16 protein-coding genes are annotated in these 17612 nt (G+C 48.7%); 8 read left to right on the top strand and 8 right to left on the bottom strand.

All coding sequences use genetic code 11. The annotated features are described in order from the left end of the window. Window positions 1-3 precede the first annotated feature (3 nt). Complete coding sequence (locus ABJO30_11760; GenBank protein ID MEP3233494.1) at window positions 4-1176, bottom strand: CaiB/BaiF CoA-transferase family protein; 1173 nt, start codon at window positions 1174-1176, stop codon at window positions 4-6. Window positions 1177-1384: 208 nt separating this feature from the next. Between ABJO30_11760 and guaD the strand changes: the two genes are divergently transcribed. Both guaD and ABJO30_11750 read left to right on the top strand, forming a co-directional pair. Next, the gene (gene guaD, locus ABJO30_11755; protein MEP3233493.1) at window positions 1385-2761 is read left to right on the top strand and encodes a guanine deaminase; all 1377 of its coding nucleotides are present in this window, start codon (window positions 1385-1387) and stop codon (window positions 2759-2761) included. Between the two features lie 218 nt (window positions 2762-2979). Then, window positions 2980-5772, top strand: coding sequence for a bifunctional aconitate hydratase 2/2-methylisocitrate dehydratase (locus ABJO30_11750; GenBank protein ID MEP3233492.1), 2793 nt, complete (start codon window positions 2980-2982; stop codon window positions 5770-5772). 128 nt (window positions 5773-5900) lie between these two features. Here ABJO30_11750 and ureG read toward each other — a convergent pair whose 3' ends face one another. Genes ureG through ABJO30_11715 form a run of 7 tightly spaced genes read right to left on the bottom strand, consistent with a single transcriptional unit; the run spans window position 5901 to window position 10773 of the window. After that, window positions 5901-6512, bottom strand: coding sequence for an urease accessory protein UreG (gene ureG, locus ABJO30_11745; GenBank protein ID MEP3233491.1), 612 nt, complete (start codon window positions 6510-6512; stop codon window positions 5901-5903). Further along, a complete protein-coding gene (locus tag ABJO30_11740) occupies window positions 6509-7189 on the bottom strand; it encodes an urease accessory protein UreF (GenBank protein MEP3233490.1) in 681 nt (226 codons plus the stop codon). The genes ureG and ABJO30_11740 overlap by 4 nt, the downstream gene beginning before the upstream one ends. After that, complete coding sequence (locus ABJO30_11735; GenBank protein MEP3233489.1) at window positions 7158-7601, bottom strand: urease accessory protein UreE; 444 nt, start codon at window positions 7599-7601, stop codon at window positions 7158-7160. The genes ABJO30_11740 and ABJO30_11735 overlap by 32 nt, the downstream gene beginning before the upstream one ends. A gap of 2 nt (window positions 7602-7603) precedes the next feature. Next, window positions 7604-9316, bottom strand: coding sequence for an urease subunit alpha (ureC, locus tag ABJO30_11730; GenBank protein ID MEP3233488.1), 1713 nt, complete (start codon window positions 9314-9316; stop codon window positions 7604-7606). Further along, complete coding sequence (locus ABJO30_11725) at window positions 9316-9621, bottom strand: urease subunit beta (protein ID MEP3233487.1); 306 nt, start codon at window positions 9619-9621, stop codon at window positions 9316-9318. The genes ureC and ABJO30_11725 overlap by 1 nt, the downstream gene beginning before the upstream one ends. 9 nt (window positions 9622-9630) lie before the next feature. After that, window positions 9631-9933 (bottom strand): urease subunit gamma, encoded by a 303-nt coding sequence (locus ABJO30_11720; GenBank protein ID MEP3233486.1) that lies wholly within the window; start codon window positions 9931-9933, stop codon window positions 9631-9633. A 3-nt stretch (window positions 9934-9936) separates the two neighbouring features. Beyond that, window positions 9937-10773: an urease accessory protein UreD gene (locus tag ABJO30_11715; protein ID MEP3233485.1), complete on the bottom strand. Its 837-nt coding sequence runs from the start codon at window positions 10771-10773 to the stop codon at window positions 9937-9939. Window positions 10774-11272: 499 nt separating this feature from the next. On the opposite strand from ABJO30_11715, the gene urtA reads away from it, so the two are divergent. The 6 genes from urtA to ABJO30_11685 all read left to right on the top strand — a co-directional run bounded on the left by urtA (window position 11273) and on the right by ABJO30_11685 (window position 17587). Beyond that, window positions 11273-12562, top strand: a complete 1290-nt coding sequence (gene urtA / locus ABJO30_11710; protein ID MEP3233484.1) for an urea ABC transporter substrate-binding protein — start codon at window positions 11273-11275, stop codon at window positions 12560-12562. Between the two features lie 71 nt (window positions 12563-12633). Further along, on the top strand, window positions 12634-14577 hold the full coding sequence (gene urtB, locus ABJO30_11705) for an urea ABC transporter permease subunit UrtB (protein MEP3233483.1): 1944 nt from the start codon (window positions 12634-12636) through the stop codon (window positions 14575-14577). A 2-nt stretch (window positions 14578-14579) separates the two neighbouring features. Then, window positions 14580-15749, top strand: coding sequence for an urea ABC transporter permease subunit UrtC (gene urtC, locus ABJO30_11700; protein MEP3233482.1), 1170 nt, complete (start codon window positions 14580-14582; stop codon window positions 15747-15749). After that, a complete protein-coding gene (urtD, locus tag ABJO30_11695; protein MEP3233481.1) occupies window positions 15746-16486 on the top strand; it encodes an urea ABC transporter ATP-binding protein UrtD in 741 nt (246 codons plus the stop codon). Before urtC ends, urtD begins: the two co-directional genes overlap by 4 nt. 3 nt (window positions 16487-16489) lie before the next feature. Continuing rightward, a complete protein-coding gene (gene urtE / locus ABJO30_11690; GenBank protein ID MEP3233480.1) occupies window positions 16490-17185 on the top strand; it encodes an urea ABC transporter ATP-binding subunit UrtE in 696 nt (231 codons plus the stop codon). Window positions 17186-17296: 111 nt separating this feature from the next. Further along, entirely contained in the window at window positions 17297-17587 is a 291-nt protein-coding gene (locus tag ABJO30_11685; GenBank protein ID MEP3233479.1) for an acylphosphatase, read from the top strand. The last annotated feature ends 25 nt before the right edge of the window (window positions 17588-17612 follow it).

The raw sequence follows: 17612 nt of genomic DNA, 5'->3' as shown, positions 1-17612 counted from the left end.
CGTCTAATCCTTCACAGGGGCCAGATACTCAATGTCTTGAGGCTCCAATCCCAATTCATCTAAAATAGAGCGTGTGTGTTCGCCTAAACTTGGTACGGGTTCCATAGTGGGTTGCCAAGCTTGGCCGGAGATTGGTTTTAGGGCTGGCATTTGGCCTACGGGCGTTTCGATATCCTGCCATCGATTTCGCGCCTTTAATTGTTCGTGCTGCCAAAGCTTGTCCATTGTATTGACGCTGGCTGTTCCAATGCCTGCTTCTTCTAAGCGCTTGATTGCTTCGTTGGTGGTGAGGGTTTCGAAGACGGCATAGATGACCGCGTTGATTTCATCCCTATGGGCAAACCGACCATCATTACCTCTAAGTCGTTGGTCATCGGCTAGCTCTTGATTTTGCAAAACCGTACGACAAAAAGCATCCCACTCACGATCATTTTGTAAGCCCAGCATTACGGTTCCGTCACTGGTATCATACGGACCATAAGGGAAGATGGTGGCATGTCCCGCACCAGCTCTTGTCGGTGGTTCTGCACCATCCATCGAGAAATACATGGGAAAGCCCATCCACTCAGCCATGGTTTCAAGCATCGAAACTTCGACGTGGTCACCTTTGCCAGTTTTAGAGCGATTGATGACAGCCGCTAAAATCGCGTTGCAGGCTGTTGTGCCAGCAGAAATGTCTGCAACGGAAATCCCACATTTCGCTCGTGCTTCTCCTGAACCAGTAACTGACAGCAGGCCCGCTTCGGCTTGTATCAAAAGATCATAAGCCTTGCGCTCACTGTCAGGCCCTCCGTCTCCATAACCGGATATGGAACAGGTAATCAGCTTTGGAAACTCCTCACGCAATTGTTCGTGGCCAAGCCCCAATCTGTTTGCCGCACCTGGTGCTAGGTTTTGAATAAACACATCAGCCTTAGAAAGTAGCTTCTTGAGTGCTGCAACTGCCATCTTCTCCTTAAGGTCCAACGCAAGGCTCTCTTTGGAGCGATTGGTCCAGACAAAGTGGCTCGAAAGACCACGCGCGCGGGTATCATAATGGCGGGCAAAATCTCCACCGTCTGGCCGCTCCACTTTGATAACGCGCGCACCCAAGTCAGCAAGCAACCGTGAGCAATAGGGGGCGGCTATTGCTTGTTCAATACTGACGACCAATGTGTCTTCTAGTGGGCTTGGCATACAGGTAACTCATCTAGCGTGATATTGAGGAAGGCCGACTTTATCAGCACCGTCTCCTCAGGTTCATTACATGACTGTAACCTTAAAGATGAAGAACGCCACCCAGATGTACAAATTGCCCTCGGAATTGAGCATCTCAGGCTAGTTTTATATTTCCGTTCTTGTAAGATAAGGCATCGGACTTTTCCGGCGTTTCTCAGGGGCAAAAATGACGAAGCAATCTCTTGCTGGAAAGAGCGTTCTTACAACGTTTATCCATACACCAAAACTCGGCGAAATTGAGTGTGTGAAGGATGCGCTAATAACGTTGGATGATCAGGGTGTCATTCAATCTGTTGTGCACCCCAGCGATGATGATTATCGGCAAAGTCTTGCTACTGCACGCGCTGCGGAAAGCTTAGTGGAATTTGGGCCAGACCAATATTTGTTCCCCGGTTTTGTGGACCTTCATATTCACGCCCCGCAATGGCCACAACTTGGTAGTGCGCTCGATGTGCCGTTAGAAATCTGGCTTCAAGAACATACGTTCCCATTGGAAGCGAAATATGAGGATGCGGCTTTTGCTCGAGAGGTTTACGCTGACCTCGTCTCCTCATTACTTGCAAATGGTACGACGACAGCGGTTTATTTTGCGACCATTCATGCCGAAGCCACGCGTATTCTTGCTGATACCTGCAGCACTAAAGGTCAACGGTCTTTCGTCGGCAAAGTAGTGATGGATAACGCCGCCGAGTGCCCTGACTATTATCGCGATAAAGATACGGAAACCGCGCTCACTGAGACGGCAGAATTTATTGAATATGTCCAAACACAACACAGCGATGAGGATTTGGTGAAACCAATCATCACGCCGCGTTTTATTCCAAGTTGTACGGATGACGCTTTGCGTGGTTTGGGCGATCTGGTTGAAAAGACAGGATGCCATGTTCAGACCCATTGTTCTGAAAGTGATTGGCAGCACGGTTATGTAATCGAGCGCACGGGGAAATCAGACACGAATGCCTTGCGCGATTTTGGTCTGATGACACGCCACACGGTTCTGGCACACTCGAACTTCTTATCCGATGATGACATGGCTGTTGTGAAAGAAACGGGCGCGGGCGTGGCTCATTGTCCGCTCTCAAACTATTTCTTCTCAAACGCTGTTTTCCCCCTCCGTAGAGCTTTGGAAAAAGGTGTGCGTGTCGGTCTTGGTACAGATATTTCTGGCGGCCCAAGTGCTTCCATGTTGGAAAGCTGCCGTCACGCCGTCAATGCTTCGCGCCTTTTGGAAGAAGGTGTGCGACCCGATCTTGATCGCTCTGAAAGGCGCACTGAGAACAGTCGCGTTGATTTTCGCGAAGCTCTTTATATCGCCACAGCAGGCGGGGCTGATGTACTTGATTTGAAAGTCGGCAAATTCGAGGTTGGCTACAAATTTGATGCAATCCTCATTGATCCTTTCGCCAAAAATGCGCCGATCTACAAAGATTTTGGTCTCTTTGATCTGGAAGGGATCGCCGAAAAAATCATCATGCTGGCAACCCGCGCCAATATCGCCAAGACCTATGTTGGCGGAAAGAATGTTTCATCTGCTGCGACTTGAGGTCGTCATATTCGGGTACATTCAGTGCCTAGCAAAAAGCTATTTTTCTAAGATATCTGATAAAAACTTGATAAATATGGTCAAGTTTTACATGTTTGAAGTTTACTTGCAAGTCAAGCCTAGCTGAAATATGTATGTCCTGAATGCGCTATCTGGAACGCTAGGAAATCTGATTTTCGGCACCAGACTCCCAAATCACGAGAAATGTTGAGGCAAAAATGAGCTTATATTCAGCCTATTTAGATGAAATAGAAACAAGAGAAATACAGGGCCTTAACCCGAAACCAATTGAAGACAGTGCGCTTGTTGACGAGCTAATTGCTCAAATCAAGGATACGAAGCACGAGCATCGCGAAGATTCGCTTAATTTCTTCATCTACAACACGCTGCCCGGCACAACCAGTGCTGCTGGCGCGAAAGCTCGCTTCCTAAAAGAGATCATTTTGGGTAATTCTTTAGTTGAAGAAATTACGGTAGCATTTGCTTTCGAACTTCTATCTCACATGAAAGGCGGACCTTCAGTTGAAGTTCTGCTTGATCTCGCTCTCAGCGATGATGGCGCAATTGGCGACCAAGCGTGTGATGTTCTTAAAGGCCAAGTGTTCCTTTATGAAGCTGACATGGACCGCATTGATGACGCATACAAAGCGGGCAATTCAAACGCGAAAGAATTGCTTGAGAGCTATGCGAAGGCTGAGTTCTTTACAAAGCTACCTGACATTGAAGAAGAGATCGAAGTTGTTACCTACATCGCTGGTGAAGGTGATATCTCAACTGACCTATTGTCACCGGGCAATCAGGCACACTCTCGCGCTGACCGTGAGCTTCATGGCAAATGCTTGATCTCACCAGAAGCGCAAGTTGAAATTCAAGAGCTTCAAAAACAGCACCCTGATAAGCGTGTTATGTTGATCGCTGAAAAAGGCACGATGGGCGTTGGTTCATCCCGTATGTCTGGCGTGAACAACGTGGCGCTATGGACAGGCAAAAAAGCAAGCCCATACGTACCGTTCATTAACATTGCACCAGTCGTTGCTGGTACAAATGGCATCTCTCCAATCTTCCTGACAACTGTTGGTGTTACCGGCGGTATCGGTATTGACCTTAAGAACTGGGTCAAGAAGAAGGATGATGAAGGCAACACAATCCGGAATAACGATAACAATCCAGTTTTGGAGCAAAAATATTCAGTTGAGACGGGCACCGTTCTTAAAATCAATACGAAAGAACGCAAGCTATACAACGAAGATGGTAGCAAAGAACTCGTCGACGTTTCTTCAGCCTTCACAGCTCAAAAAGTTGAGTTCATGAAAGCAGGCGGCTCTTACGCTGTGGTCTTTGGTAAGAAGTTGCAAAACTTTGCGGCACAAGCACTCGGCATTGAAGCACCACAAGTTTTTGCAAGTGCGCGAGAAATCTCTCACGAAGGGCAGGGCCTTACAGCCGTTGAACGGATCTTCAACAAGAATGCTGTGGGTGTTGCAAAAGGCAAAGTACTTCACGCTGGTTCTGATGTTCGCGTGCAGGTCAACATTGTTGGCTCACAAGATACAACAGGCCTCATGACATCGCAGGAACTTGAAGCGATGGCGGCAACTGTCATTTCTCCAATCGTTGATGGCGCTTACCAATCTGGTTGTCACACCGCATCTGTTTGGGATTTGAAGTCTCAAGCAAACATTCCAAAACTCATGAGCTTCATGAACAAGTTTGGTCTGATTACAGCGCGTGACCCAGAAGGTGAATACCACGCCATGACGGACGTGATCCACAAAGTGCTAAACGATATTACGGTCGATGACTGGGCAATCATCATCGGTGGTGACAGCCATACACGCATGTCAAAAGGCGTTGCCTTTGGTGCGGATTCTGGAACGGTTGCTTTGGCACTCGCGACAGGCGAGGCAACCATGCCGATCCCTGAATCAGTGAAAGTTACCTTTAAAGGCAAGATGGCCGACCACATGGACTTCCGCGATGTTGTTCACGCAACTCAAGCGCAGATGCTACAGCAATTTGGCGACAACGTTTTCCAAGGCCGTATCATCGAGGTTCACATCGGCACACTTCTAGCCGACCAAGCCTTTACATTCACCGACTGGACAGCGGAAATGAAGGCGAAAGCGTCGATCTGTATTTCAGAAGATGCAACCCTGATTGAATCATTGGAAATCGCGAAACACCGCATTGCAATCATGATTGAAAAAGGCATGGACAATAAGGCTCAAACGCTTCAGGGCTTGATTGATATTGCTGATAATCGGATTAATGAAATTAAGTCCGGCGAAAAGCCAGCATTGGTGCCAGACGACAATGCGAAATATTTTGCTGAAGTGGTCGTCGACCTTAGTGCAATCAACGAACCAATGATTGCCGACCCTGACGTAAACAATATCGACGTTTCAAAACGTTATACGCACGACACCATCCGTCCAATTTCTTACTACAACGCTGATAAGAAAGTTGACCTTGGTTTCGTCGGTTCTTGCATGGTGCACAAGGGTGACATGAAGATCGTCTCTCAAATGCTCAAAAACCTTGAAAAAGAATCTGGCAACGTAGAGTTCAAAGCACCGTTGGTTGTTGCAGCGCCTACTTACAACATCATTGATGAGTTGAAGGAAGAAGGCGACTGGGCCGTCTTGCAGAAATACTCTGGTTTTGAGTTTGATGACGTTTCGCCAAAAAATGACGCGCGTTTGGAGTATGAAAACATCCTCTATCTTGAGCGTCCTGGTTGTAACCTTTGTATGGGTAACCAAGAGAAAGCTGAAAAAGGCGACACCGTTCTTGCAACATCAACGCGCCTTTTCCAAGGTCGTGTTGTGGAAGACTCCGCTGAGAAAAAAGGTGAGTCTTTGCTTGCTTCAACACCGGTTGTTGTCTTGTCCGCAATTCTAGGCCGTACGCCGACAATTGAGGAATATAAAGACGCTGTGGAAGGAATTGACCTAACGAAGTTCTCTCCACCGCTTCAAAAAGCAGCAGGCGCTCGATCTACTCACTACTAATTTGGTAGGTCTGAAACAAACAAACTCCCAATCTTCATAATCGTGATGGTTGGGAGTTTTTTTATGGGCTGGTGAAAGTGAGGGCGGCGTACGCGCGTTCGTTCCGTCTTGATTAGGGCTGCTAACTCTTAGACAAGCCCACCACTCTCCTTTAGAAAAGTGACGATGTCCGCACAGTTATGCCCGTGTTTGGCATCTGAAAAGACGAAGGGTTTTCCCGCTCTTTGTTTCGTTGCATCGCGGTCCATGACGCTCAAATCAGCCCCTACATAGGGCGCTAGGTCTTGCTTGTTGATGATGAGTAAATCTGACCGCGTAATGCCGGGCCCACCTTTGCGCGGGATTTCTTCGCCTTGGCAAACGGAAATCACATAAAGCGTGATGTCGGCAAGTTCTGGTGAGAAGGTCGCAGCCAAATTATCACCACCAGATTCGATAAACACCACGTCCAAATCAGGATGCTGTTCGTTTAAGTCGGCAATGGCCCGAAGATTGATCGAGGCATCTTCGCGAATTGCCGTATGCGGACAACCGCCTGTCTCCACTCCAATCACTCGATCAGACGGCAACGCCTGCATACGCACCAGCGCATCGCGGTCTTCTTGGGTGTAGATGTCATTGGTCACAACACCGAGCGAATATTCATCACGCATGGCCTTGCACAAAGCTGCCGTGATTGTTGTTTTGCCAGACCCAACAGGGCCACCGATACCAACACGTAGAGGGCCATTTATACTCATGAGCGGAAAATCCTGCTTTGCATTGTTTCGTGTTTCATGGCGGCAATGTCTGCAATGATGGCGCAGCTGCCAAGGTCGTCGAGGGTAGAGTTAGCGGCTTTGGCTGCTGCTTGGAGAATGTTGCCTTCTAAGCTTGCAAGCACGTCTAGTGCGCCTTGTTGACCAAGCTTCATCAACCGAAGGGCTGCTTGAATCTGGTTTGATAAAACAGCATGAAGAGAAGCTGCCACTGTATCTTCAAGTGCCACATCCATGCGGGCTGCCAATACACCTATTGCAATTGGCAATGGGCACTTTGCGGGCAATAGATCATTTTCCTGCCACGCTTTAGAGGCCAAAAGAAACGCGCTGCCTTGGTCCATGGTTTCCAAATAACGCTCAGATGAAAAACTCATCGCTTGCGCTAAATCAACCAATTCACTAAGCGCCTCTTTATCCGTTGCTGATCGCCACGCTTCAGCCAGTAAAACCGCATCATTCCAAACCGTGCCGTTTTCCAGAATGTCGGTGAGCCACGTGGTCAAACTCTTTGCGTCATCCACGTAGCCCTCATCAATTGCCGCTTCCAAGCCGCCGCTATAGCTGAACGCACCGATGGGAAAGGCGGGTGATAGCCATGTTTGCAGGCGGATCATGGATTTGAGATCAGTCATGCGAATGCCCGTGATGATTGCCATAAGCACCGCCTTCAGGATTGAATGATGCGACAACGTCAGTCACTTCTGCGCCCAACCCTAAGAGCATCTCGCGGATAACATGATCTTGCCGAATGCGTAGATGGTCTTGCAAAATTTGTGTCGGCAAGTGTCGGTTTCCCAATTGCCAAGAGAGTTGCAACAGGTGGTGAGCATCCTTTGCGCGTATTTCATAAAGCGGTTCAGGCTCAGCAATCACCTCAATCACGCGCCCATCTTCAAGCTCGATCCCTTCGCCGTGCAACAACAAACGCGCAGCGGGAAGATCAAGGAGGAATGCGATACCATTGTCTGACGTCAGCTTGATACGACGACGGTGGCGCGCGGTTTCATCCAGCGTGATTGTGTCCGCTGGATGATGCGTGTGAGAAAGAATGCGGTTTGCGGTCAGCATGGCTAGAACAAGAAGTAGCGTTGCGCCATTGGCACCACGTCAGCAGGTTCGCAGGTGAGCAATTCGCCGTTTGCCCGCACTTCATAAGTTTCTGGATGGACCTCAATCTCAGGCGTTGCATGGTTTAAGCGCATCGATGATTTCCCGATTCCGCCGCGCGTATTGCTAACGGCAACCATCTTTTTTTCCGTTCCCAATGCGGCTGCAAGGTTTGCATCATGTGCTGCTTTGGAAACAAAGGTAACAGACGAATTGGTGAGCGCTTTGCCGAAGGCTCCAAACATAGGTCGCATGTGGACGGGTTGCGGTGTTGGGATCGATGCGTTGGGATCACCCATAGGAGCTGCGGCGATAGAGCCGCCGATCAAAACCATATCGGGCTTCACACCAAAGAAGGCTGGCGACCACATGACGAGGTCAGCACGTTTGCCAACTTCAACCGACCCAATGTGTTCATCAATGCCATGAGCGATTGCTGGGTTGATCGTATATTTCGCGATATAACGGCGCACACGAAAATTATCATTCTCGCCTGTTTCTTCTGAAAGGCTCCCGCGCTGGCGTTTCATTTTGTCAGCCGTTTGCCATGTGCGGATCAAAACTTCACCCACACGGCCCATGGCCTGACTGTCAGATGCAATGATCGAGAACGCGCCCATATCATGCAGAATATCTTCTGCGGCAATTGTCTCTTTGCGAATGCGGCTTTCAGCAAAAGCGATGTCTTCGGGAATGTTGTTATCAAGGTGATGGCAGACCATCAACATATCCAAATGCTCATCAAGCGTGTTCACCGTGTAAGGGCGGGTCGGGTTGGTTGATGAGGGAAGGATATTGGGAAGGCCGCAGACCTTGATAATATCCGGCGCATGACCGCCGCCCGCACCCTCTGTATGGAAGGCGTGGATTGTACGGCCTGCAATGGCGTTGATCGTGTTTTCTACAAAACCAGATTCGTTCAATGTATCGGTGTGGATCATCACCTGAACATCATAGTCGTCAGCAACAGATAAACAGCAATCAATCGCGGCAGGCGTGGTGCCCCAGTCTTCATGCAGCTTCAGCGCACAAGCGCCACCCTTGACCATTTCCTCTAAGGCTGCAGGTTGCGACGCATTGCCTTTGCCAGAGAACGCAAGGTTCATTGGGAAGGCGTCCGCAGATTGGATCATACGGCCTATGTGCCACGGGCCGGGTGTACAGGTTGTCGCTAAAGTTCCGTGCGCTGGTCCTGTGCCACCGCCGAGCATGGTGGTGACGCCAGACATTAGCGCTTCGTCAATTTGCTGCGGACAGATGTAATGGATGTGGCTATCAAATCCGCCAGCCGTTACGATCTTACCTTCCGCCGCAATGACTTCTGTGCCGGGGCCAATAATGATGTCGACATTGGGCTGCGTATCTGGATTTCCTGCCTTGCCAATCGCGATAATCTCGCCGTCTTTAAGGCCGATGTCAGCTTTGTAGATGCCTGTGTAATCAACAATCAACGCGTTGGTGATGACTGTATCAACAGCACCATCTGCACGCGTCGTCTGGCTTTGGCCCATGCCGTCGCGGATGACTTTGCCGCCGCCAAATTTCACTTCTTCACCGTAAGTGGTGAAGTCTTTTTCAACTTCGATGAAAAGCTCAGTATCGGCCAAACGCACTTTGTCGCCTGTGGTCGGTCCGAACATGTCTGCATAAGCAGCGCGGGAAATTTTGGCTGACATTATAGGTCTCCCATAACTTTTTGATTGAAGCCAAACACTCTACGGCTTCCCGCAAGAGGCACTAACGTTACATCGCGCGCTTGGCCCGGTTCGAACCGAACAGCCGTTCCAGCCGCAATATTCAACCGCATGCCACGTGCTTTCTCGCGATCAAACGAGAGGCCTTCATTAGTCTCATAAAAATGATAGTGGCTACCCACTTGCACGGGCCGATCACCAGTGTTTGACACTTTCAACGTCACAGTCGATGCGCCGTCGTTTAAGGTGATGTCACCGTCTTGGGTGATGATTTCTCCAGGGATCATGACATTCTCCTATCTAATTGGCTCGTGCACGGTGACAAGCTTCACGCCATCAGGGAACGTCGCTTCAACCTGTATGTCGTGGATCATTTCTGCGATGCCTTCCATGACTTGATCACGGGTAATGACATGGGCGCCAGCCTCCATGAGGTCAGCAACCGAACGCCCATCCCGCGCGCCTTCAACCACAAAATCTGTAATCAGCGCGATGGCTTCAGGGTGGTTGAGCACCACGCCACGCGCAAGCCTCTTTCTGGCAACTTCTGCTGCCATGGCGATTAGCAGTTTATCTTTTTCACGGGGGGTAAGATGCATGGTTTAAATCCTCCAAACACGCGGCAATTCACGGCCACGAATTTCTTTTAAAATGGGGGTGAGGGCTTGTCTGAGCAGATAGCTATCTTGCGCCAAGATGCGCCCTGTTAATCTGCTGCCTGAGACACTAAAGCCGGACATTTCCGCAGGGCATATTTCGCGAAGTTTTTCCGCCAGCCCATTGAGTTGTTCAGTGTCGAGCGGGGAGATAAGCACCAAGCTTGCAAGAGCATGGTTGTTTCCCAATTTTGCATTGGATGCTTCATGGTCGCTCAAACGCAGATCATCAGCGAAGATGAGCTTTCCATCCTGTTCGATGCGCCAGCGATCATGGAAGGTAAGATGCTCGATTGTCTCCCCCATGGCGTCACGGCCCAGTTGAAGACACTCAACAGCAAACAGTGTTGCCGATGCTTCCAGCTCCACATCAAAGCGTCTTTTCAACGATGAGCGATCATACAAAATCGTTTCTTGCGGCAACCAATGTAGAACACTGTTTTGATCAAGCCGCATGGTTGTGGTGACATGAGCGCTATCTGCGGAGGCTTTATAAGCCTTCTCGCAGGCTTGTGTCGTTACCACGACATTTGAATTTGGTTTTAGGTGTAAATCCCAATCAATTTGATCGCCACCAGTAAGGCCGCCAGCTGTATTGATGAGAACGGCTTCCAGTTGGTCATCATAGTTTTTTGGAAATCGAATTTTGGCACTTCCTTGTTGATACAAGGTGTCCAATCTCGTTTGCGTGTCACGATGATGAAATGAAATCGATGCGGATGCCGAAACGCGCTGATGGCGTGATTGTTGTTGGAAGCTTGCCGGATTTTCTGCAATATTCAACGTGGTCACTCCTCAATTTAGAATTGAATGAATGCGCGTAGACGATGGCGGTGCATTAAAGTTCCTACACCATTTTTGCCTAGACCATTTATCGACCTTCTACGTGCTAAAATATAATCGCACTCCCTGATTGTATAGAAAATAAACGCCGAAAACTGCCTCACCCTTACTCTAATGCCTATATTTTGAGCATGGATTGCAGCGACCAAATGCGGGGCATTGGCTGGTATTATTGTCCTTAGCCCAAAGTTTGTTTGGCAAAAATTATACGTAAAAAATTTGAAAAATCCTGATCACCCTATGTGGGGTGAAGCAGAGTTTTGATGTGCGCTAAAAATAAGCGCCCAAAAAATAGGCTCGATTAATTTTTAAGCAAAAGCAAGAAGTCTGAATTTGTACAAATTAATTTTTCTATTATAGAACAATGATTTATGAAGAAAAATGAAACTGGCATGAAATCTGCTAAGTCCTTAACGTTTAGTAAATTACGAGGATTATCATGTTCAAACTCCCAAGCAAATCTCTCATCGCTGGCGCGGTAATGGCATCCACTGCCATGGCTACATTCGCAGCGCATGCAGCCGACACGATTAAAGTTGGCGTGCTTCATTCTTTGTCTGGCACTATGGCTATTTCAGAGACAACACTAAAAGACACAATGCTGATGCTCATCGAGCAGCAGAACAAAAAGGGCGGCGTTCTTGGCAAGCAGCTAGAAGCTGTTGTTGTCGATCCAGCGTCAGATTGGCCGCTCTTTGCAGAAAAAGCACGCGAACTTTTATCCGTTCACAAAGTGGATGTTACTTTTGGTAACTGGACTTCTGTGTCTCGCAAATCAGTTCTTCCTGTGATCGAAGAGCTCAACGGTCTTTTGTTCTACCCTGTTCAATATGAAGGTGAAGAATCTTCAAAGAATGTTTTCTACACAGGTGCAGCGCCAAACCAACAGGCGATCCCTGCGACAGATTACTTCCTCGAAGAGCTAGGCGTTGAAAAATTCGCGCTTCTTGGAACAGATTATGTCTACCCACGCACAACAAACAAAATTCTTGATCAATACCTTCAAGACAAAGGCATCAAGAAAGAAGATATTTTCGTCAACTACACACCATTCGGTCATTCTGATTGGTCTAAGATTGTAGCAGACGTTGTGGCTCTTGGCGCAGATGGCAAAAAAGTTGGCGTGATCTCTACCATCAATGGCGATGCAAATGTGGGCTTCTACAAAGAACTAGCAGCCGCAGGCATTTCAGCAGATGACATTCCTGTTGTCGCATTCTCTGTGGGTGAAGAAGAGCTCTCTGGTCTTGATACAGCAAACCTTGTTGGTCACCTTGCGGCTTGGAATTACTTCCAATCAGCAGATACCGAAGTGAACGCTGAATTTGTGAAAACATGGAAAGCACGCATGGGCGAAAAGCGCGTGACGAACGATCCGATGGAAGCACATTTCATCGGTTTCAACATGTGGGTGAATGCTGTTGAAAAAGCAGGCACAACAGATGTCGACGCTGTTCGCACTGCCATGTACGGACAAGAGTTTGAAAACCTAACAGGCGGCAAAGCCGTTATGTTGCCAAACCACCACCTTGCTAAACCTGTGTTGATTGGTGAAATTCAAGAAGACGGTCAGTTTGATATTATCAGCCAAACTAAAGAAGTTGCTGGCGATGCATGGACTGACTTCCTTCCTGAATCAAAAATCTTGAAATCAGATTGGAAAGACCTTGGTTGCGGTATGTACAACACCGAAACGAAGTCTTGCGTTCAGATTAAATCAATCTACTAAGCCCCTCCCAAGCAAGATAGAGAGGCCCGTTTCGGGCCTCTCTTTTTATGCCCTGTACAAGTTGAAATTTCATGCTTCGATATCTTATTTTCGTTTTCGCGCTATTCGTGTGGACACCGCAAGTTGGCGCACAATCGCTGCAAACCCTCCTGCAAGAAGACAGCAAAAAGATAGAGCGTGCTTCTCGTAAAACGGTTGGCTCAGTTCTTGATCGACTTATTGTGAGCGGCAATCCAAATCTTGCATCTTTTCTGGAAAAGTGGCGCAATAAGGAAGTCTATATGCGTAAGGAGGACCGTCTTTTCTTCTTTGCAGATAAGCAAGATGCCAAGACATTTGCACTGATCGATATTGAAACGGGAAAAACCACTGCAACCGCCGGCAAGCGCGACATCAAGCAACTAAAACCAAACAGCGGCGTGCGCGGCGTGATCGCTGCTGCACTCGTGCAATTCCAATTATCCGATCCCAATGATCAGCGCCGCATTGCTGCACTCACCGCGATTGAGCGAGACCCAGAAGCATCACAACTAACCGCATTGCGCGCTTCTATTGATGGCGAACCACGAGCTGATTTGAAAGTTCGCAAAGAGCGGCTGGAACGTCTTTTGACAGCTCGTTTTGATAAAGATAATGCTGCACGAGTGAAAGCTATTGAGAGCTTTGAAGATGACGTGTCTGTGGATGTTCGCGCCATGCTGAACACCATTCTGACATCACAAACGAAGGCTGCCAAAACCCTCGACAAGAACGCTAATGTCGCGAAGGTTTTGAAGGTCGGCGAAGACATAGAGAGAGAAGCTGCTTACGAACTTCTCGTGACCGCTAATTTAGCCAAAGCAATCCCCGACATTGAAGCCCGCAAAAAGGCGCTGATTGCTAACATTTCAAACGGCGCTGTCGCGGGTATTCCTGTGGCCGATTTAGCAGACCAAGCAGCACGCGACAAAGCTTATAACACGCTGGCAGAACAAAAACTGGTTCCAGCTCTGCTAACGACAAAAGAGCAGTCAGCGATTTTAGCTTCTCATGTTTTTTACGCTGCGTATCAAGAGCCAAACAAAGCCGTTACAGATGCAGCATCGACGGCTCTTAAAGATATTGAAAACACAGTGGGCTTCTTCAGCTTCCTTGACCTATCCCTTGATGGTCTTTCGCTTGCGTCGATTTATTTTCTCGCAGCCATCGGTCTTGCCATTACCTTTGGCGTGATGGGTGTCATCAATATGGCTCATGGTGAGTTCATTATGATTGGCGCTTACACAGGCTATGTGGTGCAGCAATATGTGCCCAATTATACCGCCTCCATCATCATCGCTTTGCCGCTTGCTTTTATTATTGCTGCAGCAGCTGGTGTGGCGTTGGAACGTTTGGTGATCCGGCATCTTATGCATCGCCCGCTTGAAACGCTGCTTGCAACCTTCGGCATATCGGTGGCGCTTCAACAAATTGCGAAAAACATCTTCGGCACACAAGCGCGCCCCCTTACATCACCAGCATGGTTGGATGGATCGTGGGTGGTGAATGATGTGATTTCGATCAGCTATATTCGCATCGCTATTTTCGTGCTTGCCGTCTTGTTCCTGTTCCTCTTGCTTTTCATCTTGAACAAAACCCGCCTCGGCCTTGAGGTCCGTGCTGTCACGCAGAACCCACGCATGGCAAGTTCCATGGGCATCAACACAGACCGCGTCAACATGCTGACCTTTGGTCTTGGCTCAGGCATTGCGGGCATTGCTGGTGTTGCCATTGGTTTGTTTGCGCAGGTCACATCCGAGCTTGGGTCCAGCTACATCGTGCAGAGTTTTATGACCGTTGTGGTCGGCGGTGTTGGTAACATCTGGGGCACGCTTGCAGGGGCGGGCATGATTGGGTCATTCCAAAAAGCGGTGGAATGGTTGAACCCATCAAACACGCTGGCAGCCCAGACCTATATGATCATCTTCATCATCATTTTCATTCAATTCCGACCTAAAGGCATTATTGCCCTCAAAGGTCGCGCGGCGGGAGATTGATCGTGCAAAAAAGTTTCATTTCTCAAAACCCTTCGGTCCTCATCTTCATCGCGTTGCTCGCTGTCTTCACAGTAGCCGTGACTATTATGTCGGAAGCCTTTGGCGTTGCGTTCTTATCGACGAGCTTCGTCAAGACGCTTGGCAAAACATTGTGCCTCTGTCTCATCGCAATCGCCATGGATTTGGTCTGGGGCTATTGCGGTATTTTATCGCTGGGCCACTTCGCTTTCTTTGGCCTTGGCGGTTACATGATTGGTATGTGGTTGATGTATGAGCGCACGAAAGACATCGTTGTTACGTCTTTTGAAAATGCCGAATTGCCACCGACGGCACAAGAAGTCAGTGATGCGATTGGGACGCAGATTTTTGGTGTTGTTGGCGGCGCAGACATACCGCTAATTTGGTTTTTCGCAGATAGTCTGTTGATGCAATTATTGCTGGTCGTACTCGTGCCTAGCTTGTTGGCGTTTGTATTCGGCTGGCTTGCTTTTCGCTCTCGCGTGACAGGTGTTTATCTCTCCATTTTGACACAAGCCATGACATTGGCGCTATCGCTTTACCTCTTCCAAAATGATAGCGGCTTGCGTGGCAATAATGGGCTTTCTGGTTTGCAAAATATTCCAGGGTTCGACGCCGTGCCTCAAGCGACGATTTCTATCATTTTCTTCTGGGCATCCGCCGTCACGCTTGGCCTTGTTTATATTGGTGCAGCCTTCATCACATCAGGTAAATTTGGATCTGTGGTGGAAGGCATTCGTGATGATGAAACGCGGGTGCGGTTCTTGGGTTATTCTGTCGAAGGTTACAAACTTTTCGTCTTCACCATCACCGCTGTCATTGCCGCTGTTGCAGGCGCTCTCTATTACCCGCAGGCGGGTATCATCAACCCTGCTGAAGTAGCACCTATTGCATCAATTTATCTGGCCGTCTGGGTCGCCATTGGTGGGCGCGGCAAGCTTTATGGTGCGGTGATTGGAGCAGCGCTGGTGTCGCTCCTTTCAAGTTGGTTCACTGGCGGCCAAGCCCCTGATGTGCCGCTTGGGTTCTACACAATCAAATGGGTGGATTGGTGGCTTGTTCTGCTTGGCTTCGGTTTTGTCGCCGTCACGCTTTATGCGCCATCTGGCATCGGTGGGTTGATTGATAAACTCGTTAGAAAGGAAGCATCATGAGTGCGCTTTTAGAAGTTTCTGGCGTATCCGTTTCCTTTGATGGGTTTAAGGCAATCAACAACCTTTCGTTCTCAATCAATGAAGCCGAACTACGCGCGGTTATCGGGCCAAATGGTGCGGGTAAAACAACCTTTATGGATATCGTAACGGGCAAAACCAAACCAGATGAAGGCGTGGTTTCCTATGGCTCGCCGCCGCGTGATTTATTGCGCGAAAATGAGAGTGCCATTGCAAGGCTTGGTATTGGCCGCAAATTTCAGCGCCCCACTGTGTTTGAAAACCAAACGGTTCTTGAAAACCTACAAATGGCGCTCGCAAATCAACGTGGTCCCTTGGATGTGTTGTTTTACAAACGCTCATCAAACGACATGGAAAAGATTGAAGCGCTGGCAGAACAAGTTGGCCTTGCAGACCAATTACGCCGCGCGTCTGGCGAACTCTCCCATGGGCAAAAACAATGGCTCGAAATCGGCATGCTGCTCGCCCAAGATCCGAAGGTTTTGTTGGTCGATGAGCCAGCCGCAGGCATGACGGTTGGGGAGCGCGAAAAGACGACAGACATTTTGAAAAAAGCAGCTGAAACCCGCGCCGTCATCGTCGTGGAGCATGACATGGAATTTGTGCGCCGCCTTGATTGCAAGGTGACGGTTCTGCATGAGGGTTCTGTTTTGGCGGAAGGAAGCCTCGATCATGTGACCGCAAATGAATCCGTAATTGAAGTTTATCTAGGGCGTTAAATCATGTTGAATATCGATAATCTTACTTTGCATTATGGGCAGTCACAAATTCTCTATGATGTTTCCGTTGAAGCAGAGCGCGGTGCCGTTACCTGTATTATGGGGACCAATGGCGTTGGTAAAACGAGCTTGTTGAAAGCGATTGCTGGCGTGCATCAACGCTCAGGTGGGGATATGTCGCTGGATGGAGAGACGCTCGGCAAAACTCCGGCGCGATTGTTGGCCCAAAAGGGCGTTGCCTATGTGCCGCAGGGGCGTGAAATTTTTCCACTTCTTACGGTGCGCGAAAATCTGGAAACCGGTTTTGCCTGCTTGCCGCGAAATGATCGGATTATTCCAGACGAAATTTTCGAACTTTTTCCCGTCTTGAAAGAGATGGAAAACCGTCGCGGCGGGGATTTGTCTGGTGGGCAACAACAGCAACTTTCTATTGGGCGTGCATTGGTGACAAAACCAAAGCTCTTGCTTCTGGATGAACCGACAGAAGGCATTCAACCGAACATCATCCAGCAGATTGGCCGAGTGATCGAATATTTGCGTGATCAAGGTACAATGGCAATTGTGCTGGTCGAGCAGTATTTCGAATTTGCTTACGGTTTGGCGGATGAGTTCTACGTTATGAAACGCGGAGCCATTGAGCTTTCAGGGTCGAAACAAACGCTCGATAAGAAAGACCTTTTGGCCAGCGTCTCGGTGTAATGTAAGGCGTCCGTTGAAAGCACTGCGATCATACTATGCCAATGTGTTGCAATAAATCAGTTCAAAGCTTTAATGTTGGTTTCATCCAGCTAAAGCCCATGAGGTTTGATTTTGAAAATTGCAGAACAATTAGAGTTTGTAGGTGATTTTTCATCCAACGAATTTTGCGAGTGGGTGAGACACCGAGCTGACCGCTTGGGGCTTGTTGGCTGGGTTCGGGCAATATCGCAACAAAAAGTGGAAGTAGCGGTTTGCGGTGAACCAGAGTTGATAGATGCGATGGAAGTCGCCTGTAGCCTTGGCCCTTTCAGTTCGACCGTCGAGGAGATCAATCGTACCCCCTATGTGGGACCTGATGACGTAGAAAAATGTGAAGAGTTTAATATCAGGGCAGCCTGCTAAACTTATTAGCACTCGCTCGCTTGTA

The organism is Hyphomicrobiales bacterium (assembly GCA_039973685.1).
Taxonomy (GTDB): domain Bacteria; phylum Pseudomonadota; class Alphaproteobacteria; order Rhizobiales; family JACESI01; genus JACESI01.
This window is presented reverse-complemented; position numbering and strand designations above follow the sequence as displayed.

Bases quoted from the DNA above. Each gene is read 5' to 3' on its own strand.
- ABJO30_11760 (MEP3233494.1), bottom strand. From the start codon at position 1,176: ATGCCAAGCCCACTAGAAGACACATTGGTCGTCAGTATTGAACAAGCA.
- guaD (MEP3233493.1), top strand. From the start codon at position 1,385: ATGACGAAGCAATCTCTTGCTGGAAAGAGCGTTCTTACAACGTTTATC.
- ABJO30_11750 (MEP3233492.1), top strand. From the start codon at position 2,980: ATGAGCTTATATTCAGCCTATTTAGATGAAATAGAAACAAGAGAAATA.
- ureG (MEP3233491.1), bottom strand. From the start codon at position 6,512: ATGAGTATAAATGGCCCTCTACGTGTTGGTATCGGTGGCCCTGTTGGG.
- ABJO30_11740 (MEP3233490.1), bottom strand. From the start codon at position 7,189: ATGGCAATCATCACGGGCATTCGCATGACTGATCTCAAATCCATGATC.
- ABJO30_11735 (MEP3233489.1), bottom strand. From the start codon at position 7,601: ATGCTGACCGCAAACCGCATTCTTTCTCACACGCATCATCCAGCGGAC.
- ureC (MEP3233488.1), bottom strand. From the start codon at position 9,316: ATGTCAGCCAAAATTTCCCGCGCTGCTTATGCAGACATGTTCGGACCG.
- ABJO30_11725 (MEP3233487.1), bottom strand. From the start codon at position 9,621: ATGATCCCTGGAGAAATCATCACCCAAGACGGTGACATCACCTTAAAC.
- ABJO30_11720 (MEP3233486.1), bottom strand. From the start codon at position 9,933: ATGCATCTTACCCCCCGTGAAAAAGATAAACTGCTAATCGCCATGGCA.
- urtA (MEP3233484.1), top strand. From the start codon at position 11,273: ATGTTCAAACTCCCAAGCAAATCTCTCATCGCTGGCGCGGTAATGGCA.
- urtB (MEP3233483.1), top strand. From the start codon at position 12,634: ATGCTTCGATATCTTATTTTCGTTTTCGCGCTATTCGTGTGGACACCG.
- urtD (MEP3233481.1), top strand. From the start codon at position 15,746: ATGAGTGCGCTTTTAGAAGTTTCTGGCGTATCCGTTTCCTTTGATGGG.
- urtE (MEP3233480.1), top strand. From the start codon at position 16,490: ATGTTGAATATCGATAATCTTACTTTGCATTATGGGCAGTCACAAATT.